The organism is Nonomuraea soli, assembly GCF_013761175.1.
Classification (GTDB): Bacteria; Actinomycetota; Actinomycetes; order Streptosporangiales; family Streptosporangiaceae; genus Nonomuraea; species Nonomuraea soli.
In genome coordinates, this window is sequence record NZ_JACDUR010000011.1 from 148,944 (window position 1) to 166,374 (window position 17,431).

Consider the following 17,431-nt stretch of genomic DNA (forward strand, 5'->3'; position numbering starts at 1 on the left):
GACAAGAGTGACACGAAGCCTCTATCCCCTGGCATTGGGAAATTTCGCGGTCGGCACCGGCATGTTCGTCACCGCCGGGCTCGTCGAGCCGATCGCTCACGATCTCGACGTCTCGCCCGCGGCAGCCGGGCAGATGATGACGGTCTTCGCCCTCTCGTACGCGGTCCTGTCGCCCGTCCTGGCCGCCGTGACCGCCCGCCTGTCGCGGCGGACGGTGCTCATCATGGCCATGGTCTTCTTCGTCGTGGCCAACGTGTTGTCGGCCCTGGCGCCCACCTACGCGCTCGTGCTGGTCACCCGCGTGCTGGCCGCCGTCGGCGCGGCGATGTTCACCCCGACCGCCTCCGCCGTGGCCAGCGCGCTGAGCCCGCCGGAACGGCGTGGACGCGCGCTGGCGCTGGTGATGGGCGGTGTGACCGTCGCGGCCGCGATCGGCGTGCCGCTCGGCACCTGGCTGGGCGCCACCGAGTGGCGTGCCACCCTCTGGGCCGTCGCGGGACTCGGCGTCGTGGGACTGGTGGGCGTGCTGGCCTTCGTGCCCCACCTGCGGCTGGAGGCCTCCAGCCGGATCCGCGACCGGTTCGCCCCGCTGGCGGACCGGGCGCTGCTGGCCGTCCTGCTCACCCAGTTGCTGATGTTCGCCGCGGCCTTCTCCGCCTACACCTACCTGGACTCCCTGATCGACGTGCCGCTGCCGGCGGTGTTGTGGGCGTGGGGCTTCGGGGCCGTGATCGGCAACCACTTCGGCGGCAGGCTGACCGACCTGTACGGCCCGCGCCGCATGATCCTGCTCGGCCTGGCGGGAGCCACGCTGCTGATGGCGCTCGCCCCCGTGGCCAACCTGGCGCTGCCCGTCGCGCTGGTCTGGTCGTTCCTCTGGGGCGGGCTGGGCTGGCTGGTCGGCCCGTCGCAGCTGTATCGCACGGTGACCGCCGTGCCGGGCAACGTCCCCGTGGCGCTCGGCCTGCTGTCGTCGAGTCAGTACGCGGGCCTGTTCGTGGCCGGCATGGCCGGAGGCCTGGCCCTGGAGTGGTACGGCAGGGCCGGGGTGATCGTGCTGTCGAGCGTGATCGGGCTGGTCGCCCTGGTGTTCACCCTGGCGACCTACCGTGAGGCGGCGGTGCCCGTCAGGTAGCGCTGCAGGTTGGGCGCGGCATGGGCGACCACGGCGGCCAGCGGCATCGACGACAGCGGCTCGACCCGCAGGACGTATCGCATCAGTCCGATGCCGACGAGCTGCGTGGCCATCATCAGCACCCGCTCCTCGGCGTCGTCACCCTCCAGCCGGTCGGCGATCGGGCGGATGAGCTGGCCACGCATGAACTCCTTGAGCAGCCCCGCCGCGGCGGGTGAGGAGGTGGCAGCCGAGACCACGGCGTGCATCCTGGGGCCGAGCTCGGGGTCCTCCCACAGGCGCAGGTAGCGCATGGCCAGCCGCTCGCCGAGCCCGTCGACGCCCTCGTCGATGACCTCGCGGAGCAGGGTCACCGGGATGCCGCCCTCGCGGACGGCCGCGTCGAACAGGCCGTCCTTGGTGCCGAAGAAGTGCATCACCAGCGCCGGATCGACTCCGGCCTCGCGCGCCACCCCTCTGATGGTCGTCTTCGTGTAGCCGTGCCGCGCGAAGGCGGCCATCGCCGCTTCCAGGATCGACTCCCTGGTCCGCGGGTTGCCGGGGCGGCGCCCTCGCTCGGTTGAGATCTCGCTCACAGGGGCTATTCAACCATGTTGAATTCGTCTACCTTGAATTCAACATTGATGAAGTCATCAGGTGGTGAATTTCGATGGGCAAGGTCATCGGAGCCATCGTGGGCGTCACCCTCATCGGGATGCTCTTCGTGGGCTCGTTCCTCGGCGCCTTCAGCAGCCCCAGCCCGCACGACGTGCCGATCGCCGTCGTCGGTCCCGCCCCGGTCGTCCAGCAGCTCTCCACCGCCGTCGACCGGGCCAAGCCCGGGGCGTTCGAGCTGCACGGCTACCCGTCGGCCGGCGAGGCCACGAGGGCACTGCTCGACCGCGAGGTCGACGCCGTCCTCGTGCCGGCGGAGCACAGGCTCGTCATCGCCGGCGCGGCCGGCCGGGCGGGGGCCAACGTGATCACCGCCGCCTTCCAGGCCGCCGCGGCGGCCCAAGGGCAGCAGCTCACGGTGGAGGACGCCGCCGCGCTGCCGCCCGCCGACGCCGGAGGCATCTCGGGCATGTTCTACACGATGAGCCTGCTCATCCCCGCGATCATGCTCTCGGTGCTGCTCTTCCAGCTCGCCCCCGCCATGAACTACGCCGGCAGGCTGGCGGCCCTGGTCGGCGGTGCGCTGGTGGCCGGCACCGCCATCGCCTGGCTGGCCCACTCGGTCTTCGAGGTGCTGCCGAACGACCTGTGGAACCTGGCGGCCGTCTCGTCCGCGCTGGTCCTGACGGTGGCGCTGGTCGGGTCGGGCATGGTCAAGCTGCTCGGCCCCGGCGGCGTCGGCGTGGTCGCCCTGCTCTTCCTCGTCATCGGCCTACCGGCGAGCGGCGGTCCGCTCGGCGCGCGCTACATCCCCGAGTGGTACGCGGCGATCGGCCACTACCTGCCGGTGGGCCCTGGAGCGGAGGCCATCCGCAACACCGTCTTCTTCGACGGCGCCGCGCTGGGCCGGCCGCTGGCCGTACTCGGAGCCTGGGCGCTGGTGGGGCTGGTGCTCCTGGCCCTGCCCGGCCGCCGGCCGTCGAAGGCCGCGCAGCCTCAGCCGATGGCCGGGATCCAGCCCAGCCACACGGCCAGGTAGATGAACAGGCCGAGGCAGATCCTGTAGATCACGAACCCGGTGAACTTGTGGGTGCTGATGTACTTCAGGAACCACGAGACCGCCAGATAACCCACGACGAACGAGATCACCGTGGCCAGGAGGGTGGGGCCCCATGCGGGGGCGTCACCCTCTCCGATGTCGAGCAGCTGGTAGAAGCCCGAGCCGAGCACGGCGGGAATGGCCAGCAGGAACGAGTAGCGGGCCGCCTCCTCACGCCGGTAGTCGAGCAGGAGGCCCGCGGTGATCGTGCCGCCGGAGCGCGAGACGCCCGGGATGAGCGCCAGCGACTGGGCCAGGCCGTAGATGATCGCGTGGACCGGGCTGAGGTGCTTCTCCAGGGTGAGCTTGTTGCGCGCCGTGTGGTCGGCGAACCACAGGATCAGGCCGAACACGATCAGCGTGGTCGCGATCAGGCGCAGGTCGCGGAAGACACCCTCGATCTCGTCCTCGAACAGCAGACCCAGGACGACGATGGGCAGCGTGCCGATGATGACGTACCAGCCCATCCGGGCGGCCGGCTCGGCGCGCAGCTCCCGGTTGAACAGGGAGCGGGTCCAGGTGGTAATGATCTCCCAGATCTGCTTGCGGAAGTAGATCAGCACGGCCGCCTCGGTGCCGAGCTGGATCACCGCCGTGAAGGCGGCGCCCGGGTCCTTCCAGCCGAACAGCGCGGAGACGACGCGGATGTGGGCGCTGGAGGAGATCGGCAGGAACTCCGTCAGACCCTGGAGCAGTCCGAGGACCACCGCTTCCAACCAACCCACGTGCCACGCACCTTTCGCCGTCCGGACAACAGCAGAGGCTAACGGAAAAGAGGTGTCATCCGATCGCGATCTCCAGACGGTAGAGCTCTGTGAGGAACGGAGACTCGCCCATGGACGACGGATTCGCGGACTACGTCACGCAGCGTCACGCGCGGCTGTGCCGTACCGCCTATCTGCTCACCGGGGACTGGGCCACGGCGGAGGACCTCGTGCAGAGCGCGCTGGCCAGGGCCTGGGCGGCCTGGCGGCGCATCGACGGCGACCCCGACCCGTACGTCTACCGCATCCTCACCAACACCCACGCCTCCTGGTGGCGCAGGCGGTGGCGCGGCGAGATCCCGACGGAGGATCTCCCCGAGCCTGCCGAGGACGACTTCACCGACGAGCACGATGCCAGGCGGGCGTTGTGGACGGCGATCCGAGGGCTCTCCGAGCGGCAGCGGGCGGTGGTCGTCCTGCACTACTTCGAGGAGCTCACGGTCCAGCAGTGCGCCGGCGTGCTCGGGTGCTCGCCCGGCACGGTGAAGACACAGCTCGGCCGGGCGCTCAGACGCCTGCGTGTGGATCCGGAGGTCCTGATGGTGATGGAGCGATGACGTACACCGACGACGACCTGCGCTCGCTGCTGCGGGAGCGCAGCGAGCGGGGTCCGACGAGAGGGCCGGACGTGACGGAGATCAGGCGGCAGGGGGCGTTGCTGAGGGCCTACCGGTGGGTGATGGGCACGGTGGGGATGGTGGTCGCGGGGGCGGCCGTCCTCCTCCTGTGGCCGGACGCCGCCACCGGGCCGCGGACCACCCAGGTGGCGGCGGCGCCGGCCAGGAGCGTGGACCCGGTGCTCGGCGACCTCCCGTATCTCGACGAGCGCGGCGCGATGGACGCCGTCAGCATGGGCAGCTCCGCCATCGGCGAGGATCTCGCCGCGACGGGCGAGCGTGTGCGCGTGCGGGTGGTGTGCGAGGAACCGCGGTCGTGGGTGGTGGCGAGCGGCAAGGGCGAGGGGAGCGTCGGCCGGTGCGGCGACGGCGTCTGGACGACCGTGATCGGGGGCGCGCCCGGCAAGGTCAGGGTCTGGGTCTTCCCGCCGGACGCCGCGATCACCGAGGCCGATCCGCGGTCGTGCGCGGTTTACCACGCCGAGGCCGGCACGTGCGACGGACGCTACCGCGCCACCGATCTGCTTCGGTATGACATCGCCCTCGATCTGGCGGCCGACCTGGGGGTCAAGCCGGGTTCCTGGAGAGCGGGTGTGTACGGCGATGCCTGATTGCTGGAAGAATGCCCGCCATGTATGGGCGCCCGATGTTGCTGGTCGACGTTGACGGCGTGCTCAATCCTTTCTCCTCACAGCCGGGCTTCCGCCGTTATGAGTGCACGGTCGGCGGCGAGCACTACACGGTGCACCTCAACCGCGAACACGGCTCCTGGCTGATGGAACTGGCCGTGGCGACCCGTTCCGAGCTGGTCTGGGCCACCACCTGGGAAGACTCCGCCAACGAGTGGATCGCGCCGCGCCTGGGGCTGCCGCAGTTGCCGGTGGTGCCCTTCGCCCGCGACGTGCCCAGCGAGCTGGGTGAGATGTTCAAGACTCCCCACGTCGCGAAGTACGTGGGCAGCACGCCGTTCGTCTGGTTCGACGACCATGTCTTCCTGGAGGACGAAGAGTATCTTCGCGGCTATCAGGGAGTCAGCGATTTTCTCCTCGTCAACATCGAGCCCAGACGGGGCCTGACCAGGGAACATGTGGAAATGGCCCGGGAGTGGCTGTCCCTGTCAGGGTTTTCTCAGGGTCCGTAGTGGAACGTGAACCACCTGGGTGTCCGTTTCCCAGGTGAAAGCAACCCACACGGAGGAGAGCGATGCACCGCTCAAGCAAGCACAAGGTTCTCGGCGGCGTCTGCGGCGGGATCGCCGAGCAGCTCGGCTGGTCGCCCACGCTCGTTCGCGTGCTGTGGCTGATCGCCTCGCTGCTGCCGGTCGTCGGCTGGATCCTCTACGTCGTGCTCTGGATCGTGTTGCCGCTGCGTTAGCCTCGAAAGATGAGGCAACGTCCGCTCGCACTGATGCAGGACTCCATGGCCGACTACGAGCCGGCCATGGAGCGGATGCAGGAACTGGTCCTGGAGCGCCAGCGGGACGAGCGGCCCGACACGCTGTGGCTGCTCAGCCACCCGTCGGTGTTCACCATCGGGCTGCGCACCCCGATGGCGCACCTGCCCGACCCCGCGCGCGGCGTGCCGGTCGTGCGGACCAGCCGGGGCGGGCAGCTGACCTACCACGGTCCCGGCCAGCTCGTCGGCTACCTGATCGTCAAGCTCGACGAGGACGAAGGCATCGTCGACTACGTGCGCGAGGTCGAGCTGCGCCTGGTCGAGGCGCTGGGCAAGCTGGGGGTGCCCGCCGAGCGGCGTGACACGCCGCCCGGCTCCGAGTTGCTCACGGGGGTGTGGACCACCACCGGCCGCAAGATCGTCTCGATCGGCATGCGCCAGTCGCGCCGGGTGACGAGCCACGGCTTCGCCCTCAACGTCGACGGCGACATGGAGCCGTGGCAGTGGGCCGTGGCGTGCGGCATGCCCGACGTCGACATGACCTCGGTCAAGCGGGAACTGGGGGCGGCCTCGATGGACGAGGTGCGCGACGCTGTGAAGGCCGCCTTCGAGGTCCGCGCCTGACCCGGAAGGCGGCACGGGATCACGGAGCGGGCACCTCGTCGACGTTCCTGCGGGGTCCGGCGAACCACTTCTTGGCCGACAGGGTCCACCACAGCGAGATGCCGAGCAGGACCGCGCCGACCGCGATCGGCGCGTAGTTCACCGACGTCCAGGCGAAGCTGGGGTGGCCGGGGATGCCCGCCGGCGACAGCGGCATGACGAAGTAGAGCGAGATGATCGCGATCTCGATCACCGCGATCCAGTTCAGCACCTTGTACCTCGGGCCGAGCGTCCACGGACCGGGCACGAACGCGTCACCCATGCGCAGCCGCAGCCAGATCGGGATGAGGAAGGCCAGGTAGAGGCCGATCACCGCGATCGACACGACGGCGTAGAAGGCCACGGGCGTGCCCGAGCCCGCGGGCGCGTAGAGCGCGGGGAGGGTCAGCAGCCCGGCGGCCGCGCACCCGGCGAGGATGGCGTTGACCGGGGTCCTGTTGCGGTCGACGCGCGACCACAACCGCCAGCCGGGCACCGCGCCGTCGCGGGAGAAGGCGTAGGTCATGCGCGACATCGAGGTCACGCAGCTCATGCCGCAGAAGAACTGGCCGATGGTGGAGATGGCGAAGACCGCGGTGGCCAGGTTGGCGGGCAGGGCGGTGTCGAAGATCGCGCCGACGAAGCCGAACTGCTTGTTGATCTCGTCCACGTTGGTCGCGGCGAACAGGAAGGCCAGGAGCAGGATCCACCCTCCGATCGCGGAGTAGAAGATCGACTGCCACAGGCCCCTGGCCGCGGCGCGAGACGCTCCGTGCGTCTCCTCCGACACGTGCGCGCAGGCGTCGAAGCCGGTGATCGTGTACTGCGTGAGCAGGAAGCCCAGCGGCAGCACGTAGAACCAGAAGGCGTTGGCGTCGAATCCGGAGTTGTTGATCGTCTCGGTGAAGACGAAGCCGATCGTCTGGTGCTCGCTCGGAGCGAAGATCAGGATCGCCACGATGATCGCCGCGCCGGCGACGTGCCACCACACCGAGATGTTCTGCAGCAGCGAGATGAGCCGGTGGCTGAAGATGTTGATCAGGGCGTGCAGCACCAGCACGATCACGAACAGCAGGAACGCGTTGGTGAGGGTGGACTCCCAGGCGCCGCCCGTGAGCCGGTTGAGGGTGATGTTGAGGAACGTCGCGCAGCCGTAGTCGACGCTGGCCGTGACCGCGACCAGGCCGATGAGGTTGAGCCAGCCGGTGAACCACCCGTGGATGGGCTTGCCGAGTTTGGCCGCCCACCAGTAGATGCCTCCGGCGGTCGGATAGGCGCTCACCAGCTCCGACATGCTGAGGCCGATGATCAGGATGAAGATCGAGATGACGGGCCAGCCCCAGGAGATGGCGATGGGGCCGCCATTGTTCCAGGCCTGTCCGAACGTGGTGAAGCAGCCGGCCAGGATCGAGATGATGGAGAAGGAGATGGCGAAGTTGGAAAAGCCCGACCAGGTGCGGGCCAGTTCCTGCTTGTAGCCGAGTTCAGCGAGTCGTTTCGCGTCCTCGTCGACTGTCATGGGGGGTCGCTCCTTACCTTGTCGATCAGCTGACCGAACGATGGGTCATTCAGATCTCGTACGGCCTGCGCGAACTTGTCGGCCGCCTCGGCTGCGTAGTCGAAGTCGGCCTGCCTGGCCATGAGCCCGTGGTGGACCGAGAACCAGAGCGTCCACGTGAGGTTCGACATGATCAGGAAGAGCCGCACCCTGGCCACGTCGATGCCGTACGCCCTGGCCAGCCTCGCCGTCCGGTCAGGGTCGAAGTCCGCTTCCGCGGCGATGTCGCCCAGCTCGAAGGCGGGATCGTTGTTCCCGGAGAGCTGGTAGTCGACGATCCGGACACCCGAGAGCGTCAGGATGAAGTTCTCCGCGAGCAGGTCGTTGTGGCACGGCACGGTCGGCACGCGGGGCATCGCCCGCTCGATCTCCCACGCCAGGGGGAGCACGTCGTCGTATCCGGCAGGCCTGTCGAGCCCGTTGTCGCGGCAGATGCGCAGGAACTCCCGCAGCTTGTCGAAGATCGAGAAGTCGTTGACGAACCGGGGTCCCGCGTGCAGCCGCTTGCAGGCCTTGGCGATGCCCTCGATGTTCGCCGCGACCCCCGCCGCGTCGAGCGTCACGCCGTCCAGGTACTCCAGCAGCAGCACGTGATGGTCGTTCCACCGCATGACCAGCCCCGCGCCGACCCCGGTGGAGGCGGCCAGCGCGGTGTTGGCGATCTCCTGCTCCAGCGGGATGCCCAGCCCCGCCACGCAGACCGCCGGATCGAGCACCCGCAGCAGCCAGCGGCGTCCGTCGTCGCATTCCACCCGGGAAATGCGGTGGCTCAGGCCGCCTTTGATCGGAACCTCGCGGACGGGTAGCCCCGCCCACTTCTGGACGAGCTCGATCATGCAGGACTCCTTTTGGCCTACATTTAGACCATTCGGCTCTCGTGCGCTAGCCCTGGTCTTTATTACGGACAAGTCCTAATAAGCTGCGGTAAATGATTCGCAAAGCGATGTCCGCGGCGGCCGTCCTGGCCTTGGCCGCCTGTAGTCCGGCGACTCAGTCCACAGCTCCGACCCCTTCCCCGCCCGCGGCCTCCAGCGCGGCTCCGGCGCCGGCGGGCTTCACGCGTACGGCGCTCGCCGGCCTGCCCGCGGAGCCCTACGAGCTGACCGTGACCTCGGTCGAACGCCAGGGTGAGCACTCGCTGCTCCGGATGGAGATCATCCCCAAGGCCGACGACGAGAACACCAGCGGGCAGGGTGCTTTCAGCGGGATCACCGACGACGACTTCTCGCGCTTCTCCCTGATGGACACGGTCGGCGGAAAGGTCTACCGGCCGCTTCTGGAGAAGAAGGACGGCAAGGCGTACGGCACGCGGCGGGAGTTCTTCCTGTATTCGGACGTCCGATATCCGGTAGAGGTTTACTTTCCCGGCCTGCCCGAGGATCTGAAAGAGATCACCGTGGTCGCCCCCGGAGCCCTGGGGGAGTTCGCCGGAGTGCCGGTCGGCGACTCCGAGCCGGGGCCGCCCCCCGCACCGACCGAGAAGGACGGCGACCCCGTCCCGGGCGACGTGGTCCGCTTCCCCGTCGAGCAGCCGGGCGGCACGCCGTACGTCCAGATCGAGGACCTGCGCGAACTGGTGGAGTCACCGCAGCGCTCGACGCGGGACGACGGCGAGACCGAGACCATCGCCCTGCGCAGCGACGTGCTGTTCGCCTTCGACAAGGCCTCGCTGACCGCCAGGGCCAGGTCGGTGCTCGACGAGGTGGCCGAGGAGACGCGCCGCCGCGCCGACCCGGCCAAGCCGCCGGTGGCCATCGTGGGACACACCGACGGCAAGGGCTCCGACGCCTACAACCTGCCGCTCTCGCTCAGGCGCGCCAGGGCCGTCCAGGCCTACCTGGAGGCCAGGCTGGGCTCCGACTACGTCTACCGGGCCGGCGGCAGGGGCGCGGCGGAGCCGGTCGCGCCCAACGAGGTGGACGGCAAGGACAACCCCGACGGCCGGGCGCGTAACCGACGGGTGGAGATCTCCTACTCGATCAAGCAGGAGACCGCAGGCTCGGCCGGCACCACGACGACCACCCCGGAGCGGGGCGGCATCGCCGACTCGGCCTTCCACGAGGACGACGGCGAGGTCGTGACGAGCTTCGAGCGCCGGGCCAGGGCCACCACGCTCAGAGTCGACGTGCACCCCTTCTACCGCGACGGCGCCTACCTGGTGGGCGTCTTCGACGTGACCAACACCGGTGACGGCGACCACAACTCGGCGTTCACGCCGTTCGGCAGCATCATGCACCGGTGGTCGTCGAGCGCCGACTTCGCGCAGTTCACGGTGGTCGACCCGGAGAGCGGGGCACGCTACTTCGGCGTGCGCATCGGCGAGGAGGACCACGCCGAGGGGCGGTTGCTGTTCCTGAAGCCGACGATGAAGAACCGGGTGTTCGTGTACTACCCGGCTCCTCCGGACGGCGTCACCAGCGTCACGCTCGACGCCGGCGACGACGGCGTCCACGAGGAGATCCCGATCCGTTAGGCCCGCCTGAAGGTGTCGATGGCGGCCTGGCAGAAGGCCTTGAGGTCGTCGGGCTTGCGGCTGGTGACGAGAGTGCTCTGGCCTGCCGTACAGACCACGACCTCCTGGTCCACCCAGGTCGCGCCCGCGTTGCGCAGGTCGGTCCGGAGGCTGGGCCAGGACGTCAGGGTGCGTCCGCGCACGACGTCGGCCTCGATGAGGGTCCAGGGCGCGTGGCAGATGGCGGCCACGGGCTTGCCGGACTCGAAGAAGTCGCGGACGAAGCTCACGGCGCCCGGGACGGTGCGGAGGTAGTCGGGGTTGGCGACCCCGCCGGGCAGGACGAGGCCGTCGAACTCCGCCGAGGAGGTGCTCTCCACGGTGGCGTCGACGGCGAACTGCTCACCTTTGTCCAGGTGATTGAAGCCCCGCACCTGTCCCTGCTCGGTGGAGACCAGCAGGGCGGTACCACCGGCCTGCTTGACGGCCTTCCACGGCTCGGTCAGTTCGATCTGCTCGACGCCTTCGGGGGCGACGAGGAATGCGATGGTCATCATGGGGGTCCCCTACCCATGATGTACCCCAGGGGGGTATAGTGACGCCATGACGATTACGACGTACCAGGTCGAGGGCATGACGTGCGGTCATTGTGTGAGCTCGGTGACCGCCGAGGTGGGCAAGGTCGCGGGTGTCAGTGAGGTCAGGGTGGACCTTGCGGCGAAGGCGGTCACCGTGACCAGCGCGGGGCCGGTTGACGAGTCGCTGATCGGCGCCGCGGTCGCCGAGGCCGGCTACGAGCTTGCTCCCAAGGTCGAGCTGCTGCCGCAGGCGGGTGGTTCGTGCTGCGGAGGCGGTGGCTGTCACTGACGTCGAGCGGAAAGAGGCCGGGCCAGTGCCCGGCCTTTTTCGTGCGCCAGCCAGGCGGCCAGCCCGCCCGCGGTGTACCAGAACAGGTCGGGGGCGTTGAAGGTGCTGCCGAGGAGCGGCTGGAGCAGTGGAGGAATTCCCGCGATCTGGGCGAATTCGATCAACCAGCTGGCGCCGACGGCGATCAGTGCGGCCCAGAGGGGTTTCAGCGAGGGCCGCACGAGCAACACCAGCAGATAGATCAGCACGGTGTAGAGCGCGTCCCCGAGGTAGGGCCAGCCGGTGAACTTTCTCGTAGCCAGACCTGCGGCAATGGTGATCATGGCGGCGACGGCGAGGCGGGGGCGCATACCCCAACGGTAACGTCTGAAAATTTACGTCGCGGAATGCAACAAGAATGAAACAATTCTCCGTCATTCGTTGACGCACGCCACCCCTAGGGTGTGCCTTCTTCTCAACAGGTAACCCCCGCCTGAAGGTGAGGCACAGATGACTAAATGGCTCGCGCGCCTGGCGGCGCTCGGGGTCGTGTTTTTGTTGACCATCCAGGGTCAGGCCGCCTTGGCCAACCCGGAAGGTAAGAAGGTTCTGCGGATCGGCTCGACGCAGTCCGTCGACTCGATGAACCCGTTCAAGGCGGTTCGCCTCATCGCGGGTCAGTTGCAGCGCTGGTCCTACCTGTTCCTCACCACGCCCGACCCCAAGACCCTGGCGCCCAGCCCGGACCTGGCGGAGTCGTGGGAGACCTCGCCCGACGGTCTCACGTGGACGTTCAAGATCCGCGACACCAAGTGGTCGGACGGCACCCCGGTGACCGCCCACGACGCCGCCTGGACCTTCAACAAGATCATGACGGACGACAAGGCCAAGACCGGCAACGGCCCGGCCGTCGAGAACTTCGAGACCGTGACGGCCACCGACGACCGCACCCTCGTCATCAAGACGAAGGCGCCGCAGGCCTCGATGCTGGAGAACCCGATCCCGATCGTGCCGAAGGCCGCCTGGGAGAAGCAGGCCGACATCGGCGCCTACGAGGCCGAGGACAACCCTCCGGTCAACGGCATGTACATCCCGTACGAGCAGAAGAAGGACCAGTACGTCAAGCTGAAGGCCAACCCGGACTACTGGCGCGGCGCCCCCAAGATCAGCGAGCTGCAGGTCATCTTCTACGAGAACCCCGAGGCCGCCATCGCCGGTCTGAAGAAGGGTGAGATCGACCTGATCGGCCGCCTGGCCGCCCCGCAGTTCGAGGCCGGCGCGGGCGACGCGACCATCACGCAGTGGAACACCCCCGGCCGTCGCGCGGCCTACCTGCAGATCAACCACGGCGCCACCACCAGCGACGACAAGCCCGTCGGCGACGGTCACCCGGCGCTGAAGGACGTCAAGGTCCGGCAGGCCCTGCACTACGCGATCGACAAGCAGGCCCTGGTCGACCAGGTCCAGAACGGCCTGGCCGTCCCCGCCGACGGCTCGATCGTGCCGCCGATGTACCAGGACTTCTTCTGGCAGGCCGAAGGCGCCGACAAGGTCTCCTTCGACCTGGCCAAGGCCAACCAGATCCTCGACGACGCGGGCTACAAGAAGGGCGCCGACGGCGTCCGCACCATGCCCGACGACCCGGGCAAGAAGCTGGAGTTCCGCTTCACCATCCACACGGAGACCCCGACGGAGGAGAAGCTGGCGCAGTACCTCACCGGCTGGTTCAAGGAGATCGGCATCACGCTGACCACCAAGCAGCTCGACTCCAACCAGTTCACCGAGGAGACCGGCTCCACCGCGCTCTTCGACATCGCCATCAGCGGCTGGTCGGTCAACCCCGACCCGGAGGAGGTCCTGGCCACGCACCTGTGCAGCCGGCGGCCCACCCCGACCGGTGACGGCGGCGGCACCGAGTCGTTCTGGTGCAACAAGGAGTACGAGGACCTGTACACCAACCAGCTCAAGGAGCTGGACCGGGCCAAGCGCGCCGACCTGATCAAGCAGATGCAGAAGAACCTCTACGTCAACGCTCCGGTCATCGCGATCTACTACCCGAACAACCTCGAGCTCTACCGCAAGGACAAGATCACCAGCATCGAGCCGGTGCCCGCCGGCCGCAGCGGAGAGGGCATCCTCTACGGCGGCAGCAGCGGCTGGCCGATGTACACCGCCGACGTGAAGGCCGACCCCGGCAGCGCGACCGCCTCCGGCGGCGGCTCCAACACCGGCCTGATCATCGGCATCATCGGCGGTGTGGTCGTCCTGGGCCTCGCCGGCGTCCTGCTCGCCAGGCGCCGCAAGACCACGGCGGACGACCGAGAGTGACCGCTCCGATCGACACGGGACCCGCCGCCGAAGTGGCGGCGGGTCTTCCCGAGGATCGCCCCGCCCGTGGCACGCTCCGCTACGCGCTGACCAAGGTGGGCGGGGCACTGGTCAGCATCGCCATGGTGATCGTGGCGACCTTCTTCATGTTCCGCCTGATTCCCGGCGACCCGGTCATCGCCTACACGCGCGACGTGCCGCTCAGCCCCGACCAGATCGAGTTGCTGCGCAAGCAGATGGGGCTGGACCAGCCGGTGTTCAACCAGTTCATCGACTTCGTCGTGCGGGCGGTGCGCTTCGACTTCGGCACCTCCTACGAGTACCGGCGGCCGGTCATGGACCTGATCGGGGAGAAGGTCGGCTCCACGCTCCTGCTCACCGGCGTCGGCCTGGTCATCGCGGTCAGCCTGGGCCTGTGGCAGGGCACCCGCGCGGCCTGGAACCACGGCGGCCGCTTCGACCGCTACTCCACGGCGATCTCGCTGGTGCTCTGGTCGGTGCCGACGTTCTGGCTCGGCCTGCTGCTGCTCATGACCCTGGCCGCGGGAATCGGGCCCATTCCGGGCATGTTCCCCACCCGGGGCATGGACAGCGTCGACGCGCCCGACGGCTTCGCCTACATCCTGGACGTCGCCCATCACATGGTCCTGCCCTGTCTCACCCTGGTCGCGGTGGTCTACGCGCAGTACCTGCTGGTCATGCGCTCCTCGCTCCTCGACGAGATCGGCCAGGACTACGTGACCACGGCCAGGGCCAAGGGGCTGCGCGACGACCTCGTACGGCGGCGCCATGCCGTGCCCAACGCCCTCCTGCCGACGGTCACGCTGGTGTTCATCCACATCGGCTTCGTGGTCGGCGGCGCGGTCACGGTCGAGTACGTCTTCTCGTGGCCGGGGCTCGGGCTGCTGTTCGTCGAGGCGATCAAGGGACCCGACTTCCCGGTGATGCAGGGCGCGTTCCTGGTGGTCTGCATCGCGGTGATCATCATGAACACGCTGGCCGACGTGGTCTACCACCTGCTCGACCCGAGGGTGAGGGCGGCATGACAGCCATCGTCTGGGAGCGGCGCAAGGCCGGGCTCGGCCGGTTCTGGCAGCAGTTCCGCAAGCAGCGGGCCGGCGTGGTCGGCGCGGTGATCCTCGGCCTGGCCGTGGTCATCGCGCTGCTCACGCCGCTGATCAGCGACGCGTCGATCATGGATGTGACCAAGGCCACCGGCAAGGACATGGATCCGCCGAGCCTCGACTACCTCCTGGGCACCGACGAGTCCGGCCGGTCCGTGCTGCAGATGCTCATGTGGGGCTCGCGCGTCTCGCTGTTCATCGGCTTCCTGGCCGCCCTGCTCAGCATGGTCATCGGCACGGTCGTCGGCATCGCCGCCGGCCACTTCCGCGGATGGATGTCGGCGGGGCTGATGCGCGTCACCGACTGGTTCCTGGTGCTGCCCTCGCTGGTGCTGGCCCTGGTGCTCTCGGCCATCCTGGGCGGCAGCAGCTTCACGATCATCCTGGCGATCGGGGTCACGTCCTGGGCCTCCACGGCCAGGCTGATCCGGGCGCAGACGCTCGCCGTCGAGGCCAGGCCGTACATCGAACGCTCGAAGGCGCTCGGCGCCGGCCACTGGCACATCATGACCAGGCACGTCCTGCCCAACGTGGCGCCGCTCGTGCTGGCCAACACCACGCTCCAGGTCGCCAGCGCGATCGTCGCGGAGTCCACGCTGGCCTTCCTCGGCGCGACCACCGGGTCGACGTCGTGGGGGAGCATGCTGCGCGGCGCCCGCGACTACGGCGCGCTGACCAACGGCGCGTGGTGGTACATCCTCTCGCCCGGCCTGTGCATCGTCGCGGTGGTGCTGGCCTTCACCCTCTGCGGCCGTGCGCTGGAGGCCGTGCTCAACCCACGTCTGCGAGGGGTGTCCCGGTGAGCCTGCTCTCGTTGCAAGACCTGTCCGTCACCTACCGCATCGCCTCGGGCGAGGTGGCCGCGGTGCGCGACGTCTCTCTCGACCTCGGTGCCGGCGAGGCGCTGGGCATCGCGGGCGAGTCGGGGTCCGGCAAGTCGACGTTGGCCATGGCGTTGCTGCGGCTGCTTCCCAGCGGTACGCGCGTCGACGGCCGGATCCTGCTCGACGGCGAGGACGTCGCCGCGATGAAGTGGGGGCGGCTGCGCGCGGTGCGCTGGGCCTCCGCGTCGATCGTCTTCCAGGGCGCCCAGCACGGGCTCAACCCGGTCAGGCGCATCGGCGAGCAGATCGCCGAGCCGATGATCGTGCACGGCACCACCAAGGAGCCCGACAAGCGGGTGGCGGAACTCCTGGCCCAGGTCGGCCTGCCCGCCTGGCGGGCACGCTCCTACCCGCACGAGCTCTCCGGCGGCCAGCGGCAGCGCGTCATGATCGCCATGGCGCTCGCCTGCGAGCCGCGGCTGATCATCGCCGACGAGCCGACCACCGCGCTCGACGTCATGGTCCAGGCGCAAGTGCTGACGCTGATCAAGAAGCTGATCGCCGAGCACGGCATCTCGCTGATCATGATCTCGCACGACCTGTCGGTGCTGGCCGACATGTGCGACCGGCTCGGTGTCATGTACGCCGGACGGCTCGTCGAGGTGGGCCCCTCTCACGAGGTGTTCCACGACGCCAGGCACCCGTACAGCAGGGCACTGGCCGCGGCCTTCCCGACGGTCGGCGACCCGGTGTCGCGCATGGCGCCCAAGGGCCTCGGCGGTGACCCGCCCGACCCGATGGACATGCCGGCCGGGTGCCCGTTCCATCCTCGCTGCCCGGTGGCGCTCGACACGTGCACCTCCATCGACGTGGAGTTGTGGCCCGCGGGTGAGCGCCGCAGCGCGGCGTGCGTGCACGTGCTGCCCGAAACGCCTGGCGCGCCCGTGTCCGACGCGCCCGTGTCCGACGCGCCGGGTTCCGACGCGCCGGGTTCCGACGCGACGGTCTCCGAGACCGGTGGCAGCGAGCCGAGCAAGACCTCAGTGGAGGCGACGTGACCGAGGTGCTCACCAAGCGCAAGACCCTGCTGGAGGCGCGCGACCTGCACGTGCAGTTCGCCTCGCGCGGACGCAAGGCGCGAGCCGTCGACGGGGTCAACCTCGCCGTCGGCGAGGGCGAGATCGTCGCGCTGGTCGGGGAGTCGGGCTGCGGCAAGACCACCCTGGCCAGGACCCTGCTCGGCCTGGAGCGCCCCACCTCGGGCCAGGTCCTGTACGGCGGAGCGGGGCTCGACTACGGCTCGCGCGCGCTGAAGGCCTACCGCCGCGAGGTCCAGCTCGTGCTGCAGGACCCGACGGGCTCGCTCAACCCCCGGCACACCGTCTACGAGGCGGTCGCCGAGGGCCCGCGCATCCACGGGCTGGCCAACGAGGAGGAGATCGTCCGCGACGCGCTCTCCCGTGCGGGGCTGCGGCCTCCCGAGCGGTTCTTCCTGCGCTACCCGCACGAGCTGTCCGGCGGGCAGCGCCAGCGGGTGGTCATCGCCGGAGCGCTGGCCCTGGCGCCGCGGCTGCTGGTCGCCGACGAGCCGGTGGCCTCGCTCGACGCCTCGGTGCGCGGCGAGATCCTCGCGCTGCTGCTGAGGCTGCGCGAGGAACTGGGCCTGTCGGCGCTCGTCGTCACCCACGACCTGGGGCTGGCGTGGAACATCGCCGACCGGGTCGCGGTCATGTATCTGGGCAGGATCGTCGAGTCCGGTCCCGTCGAGCAGGTGCTCACCGCTCCGCGGCATCCGTATACGCAGGCGCTGCTGTCGGTGCTGCCGGAGTCGCCGGAACCGGTCGTGCTGACCGGCGAGCCGCCGGACCCCACTCGGGTGCCCGGCGGCTGCCGGTTCCATCCGCGGTGCCAGGTACTGGGCGTTGGCAGGGCCGCCGAGGTCGGTGTGGACGGCAAGTGCAAGGGTGAGCCGCTCGCCGTCCTGCCTGCCGTACCTGAACCGCAGGTGGCCTGTCACTACGCGGCGGCCACCGGCTCGTAGGGCCGCGGCCGG

Annotated in this window: 20 protein-coding genes; 14 read left to right on the top strand and 6 right to left on the bottom strand. The window is 69.1% G+C overall.

Annotation, left to right across the window (positions count from 1 at the left end):
* Window positions 1-34 precede the first annotated feature (34 nt).
* On the top strand, window positions 35-1,135 hold the full coding sequence (locus tag HNR30_RS43985) for an MFS transporter (protein ID WP_181616179.1): 1,101 nt from the start codon (window positions 35-37) through the stop codon (window positions 1,133-1,135).
* On the opposite strand, the gene HNR30_RS43990 is transcribed toward HNR30_RS43985, so the two are convergent.
* Window positions 1,105-1,710, bottom strand: a complete 606-nt coding sequence (locus tag HNR30_RS43990; RefSeq protein ID WP_181616180.1) for a TetR/AcrR family transcriptional regulator — start codon at window positions 1,708-1,710, stop codon at window positions 1,105-1,107. The two genes, HNR30_RS43985 and HNR30_RS43990, sit on opposite strands and share 31 nt — an antisense overlap.
* 74 nt (window positions 1,711-1,784) lie before the next feature.
* On the opposite strand from HNR30_RS43990, the gene HNR30_RS43995 reads away from it, so the two are divergent.
* A complete protein-coding gene (locus HNR30_RS43995; protein WP_181616181.1) occupies window positions 1,785-2,768 on the top strand; it encodes a type 2 periplasmic-binding domain-containing protein in 984 nt (327 codons plus the stop codon).
* Here HNR30_RS43995 and HNR30_RS44000 read toward each other — a convergent pair.
* The gene (locus HNR30_RS44000; RefSeq protein ID WP_181616182.1) at window positions 2,726-3,553 is read right to left on the bottom strand and encodes an undecaprenyl-diphosphate phosphatase; all 828 of its coding nucleotides are present in this window, start codon (window positions 3,551-3,553) and stop codon (window positions 2,726-2,728) included. The genes HNR30_RS43995 and HNR30_RS44000 overlap by 43 nt on opposite strands.
* Before the next feature lie 110 nt (window positions 3,554-3,663).
* Here HNR30_RS44000 and HNR30_RS44005 point away from each other — a divergent pair, with 110 nt between their 5' ends.
* From HNR30_RS44005 to lipB, 5 genes are all read left to right on the top strand, one after another.
* Complete coding sequence (locus HNR30_RS44005; RefSeq protein ID WP_181616183.1) at window positions 3,664-4,149, top strand: SigE family RNA polymerase sigma factor; 486 nt, start codon at window positions 3,664-3,666, stop codon at window positions 4,147-4,149.
* Complete coding sequence (locus HNR30_RS44010; protein ID WP_181616184.1) at window positions 4,146-4,820, top strand: hypothetical protein; 675 nt, start codon at window positions 4,146-4,148, stop codon at window positions 4,818-4,820. The genes HNR30_RS44005 and HNR30_RS44010 overlap by 4 nt, the downstream gene beginning before the upstream one ends.
* 35 nt (window positions 4,821-4,855) lie before the next feature.
* Window positions 4,856-5,350 (top strand): HAD domain-containing protein, encoded by a 495-nt coding sequence (locus HNR30_RS44015; protein ID WP_246380254.1) that lies wholly within the window; start codon window positions 4,856-4,858, stop codon window positions 5,348-5,350.
* A gap of 62 nt (window positions 5,351-5,412) precedes the next feature.
* Entirely contained in the window at window positions 5,413-5,583 is a 171-nt protein-coding gene (locus HNR30_RS44020; protein WP_181616185.1) for a PspC domain-containing protein, read from the top strand.
* Between the two features lie 9 nt (window positions 5,584-5,592).
* Window positions 5,593-6,228, top strand: a complete 636-nt coding sequence (gene lipB, locus HNR30_RS44025; protein ID WP_181616186.1) for a lipoyl(octanoyl) transferase LipB — start codon at window positions 5,593-5,595, stop codon at window positions 6,226-6,228.
* A gap of 19 nt (window positions 6,229-6,247) precedes the next feature.
* Here lipB and HNR30_RS44030 read toward each other — a convergent pair whose 3' ends face one another.
* Entirely contained in the window at window positions 6,248-7,765 is a 1,518-nt protein-coding gene (locus HNR30_RS44030; RefSeq protein ID WP_181616187.1) for an amino acid permease, read from the bottom strand.
* Entirely contained in the window at window positions 7,762-8,640 is an 879-nt protein-coding gene (locus HNR30_RS44035) for a phosphotransferase (RefSeq protein WP_181616188.1), read from the bottom strand. The genes HNR30_RS44030 and HNR30_RS44035 overlap by 4 nt, the downstream gene beginning before the upstream one ends.
* A gap of 92 nt (window positions 8,641-8,732) precedes the next feature.
* On the opposite strand from HNR30_RS44035, the gene HNR30_RS44040 reads away from it, so the two are divergent.
* Window positions 8,733-10,277, top strand: coding sequence for an OmpA family protein (locus HNR30_RS44040; RefSeq protein ID WP_181616189.1), 1,545 nt, complete (start codon window positions 8,733-8,735; stop codon window positions 10,275-10,277).
* On the opposite strand, the gene HNR30_RS44045 is transcribed toward HNR30_RS44040, so the two are convergent.
* On the bottom strand, window positions 10,274-10,813 hold the full coding sequence (locus HNR30_RS44045) for a type 1 glutamine amidotransferase domain-containing protein (protein ID WP_220134693.1): 540 nt from the start codon (window positions 10,811-10,813) through the stop codon (window positions 10,274-10,276). The genes HNR30_RS44040 and HNR30_RS44045 overlap by 4 nt on opposite strands.
* A 46-nt stretch (window positions 10,814-10,859) precedes the next feature.
* Here HNR30_RS44045 and HNR30_RS44050 point away from each other — a divergent pair, with 46 nt between their 5' ends.
* Window positions 10,860-11,123 carry a heavy-metal-associated domain-containing protein gene (locus HNR30_RS44050; RefSeq protein WP_181616190.1) on the top strand — a complete coding sequence of 88 codons (264 nt, stop codon included), beginning with the start codon at window positions 10,860-10,862 and terminating at the stop codon, window positions 11,121-11,123.
* On the opposite strand, the gene HNR30_RS44055 is transcribed toward HNR30_RS44050, so the two are convergent.
* The gene (locus HNR30_RS44055) at window positions 11,117-11,473 is read right to left on the bottom strand and encodes a DUF2809 domain-containing protein (RefSeq protein WP_181616191.1); all 357 of its coding nucleotides are present in this window, start codon (window positions 11,471-11,473) and stop codon (window positions 11,117-11,119) included. The genes HNR30_RS44050 and HNR30_RS44055 overlap by 7 nt on opposite strands.
* Before the next feature lie 139 nt (window positions 11,474-11,612).
* Here HNR30_RS44055 and HNR30_RS44060 point away from each other — a divergent pair, with 139 nt between their 5' ends.
* From HNR30_RS44060 to HNR30_RS44080, 5 genes are read left to right on the top strand one after another with little or no spacing between them, the layout of a single operon-like run.
* Window positions 11,613-13,430 (top strand): ABC transporter substrate-binding protein, encoded by a 1,818-nt coding sequence (locus HNR30_RS44060; protein WP_181616192.1) that lies wholly within the window; start codon window positions 11,613-11,615, stop codon window positions 13,428-13,430.
* A complete protein-coding gene (locus HNR30_RS44065) occupies window positions 13,427-14,476 on the top strand; it encodes an ABC transporter permease (protein ID WP_312895056.1) in 1,050 nt (349 codons plus the stop codon). Before HNR30_RS44060 ends, HNR30_RS44065 begins: the two co-directional genes overlap by 4 nt.
* A complete protein-coding gene (locus HNR30_RS44070; RefSeq protein WP_181616193.1) occupies window positions 14,473-15,357 on the top strand; it encodes an ABC transporter permease in 885 nt (294 codons plus the stop codon). Before HNR30_RS44065 ends, HNR30_RS44070 begins: the two co-directional genes overlap by 4 nt.
* On the top strand, window positions 15,354-16,436 hold the full coding sequence (locus HNR30_RS44075) for an ABC transporter ATP-binding protein (RefSeq protein WP_181616194.1): 1,083 nt from the start codon (window positions 15,354-15,356) through the stop codon (window positions 16,434-16,436). Before HNR30_RS44070 ends, HNR30_RS44075 begins: the two co-directional genes overlap by 4 nt.
* Complete coding sequence (locus HNR30_RS44080) at window positions 16,433-17,419, top strand: ABC transporter ATP-binding protein (protein ID WP_376771786.1); 987 nt, start codon at window positions 16,433-16,435, stop codon at window positions 17,417-17,419. Before HNR30_RS44075 ends, HNR30_RS44080 begins: the two co-directional genes overlap by 4 nt.
* Window positions 17,420-17,431 lie beyond the last annotated feature (12 nt).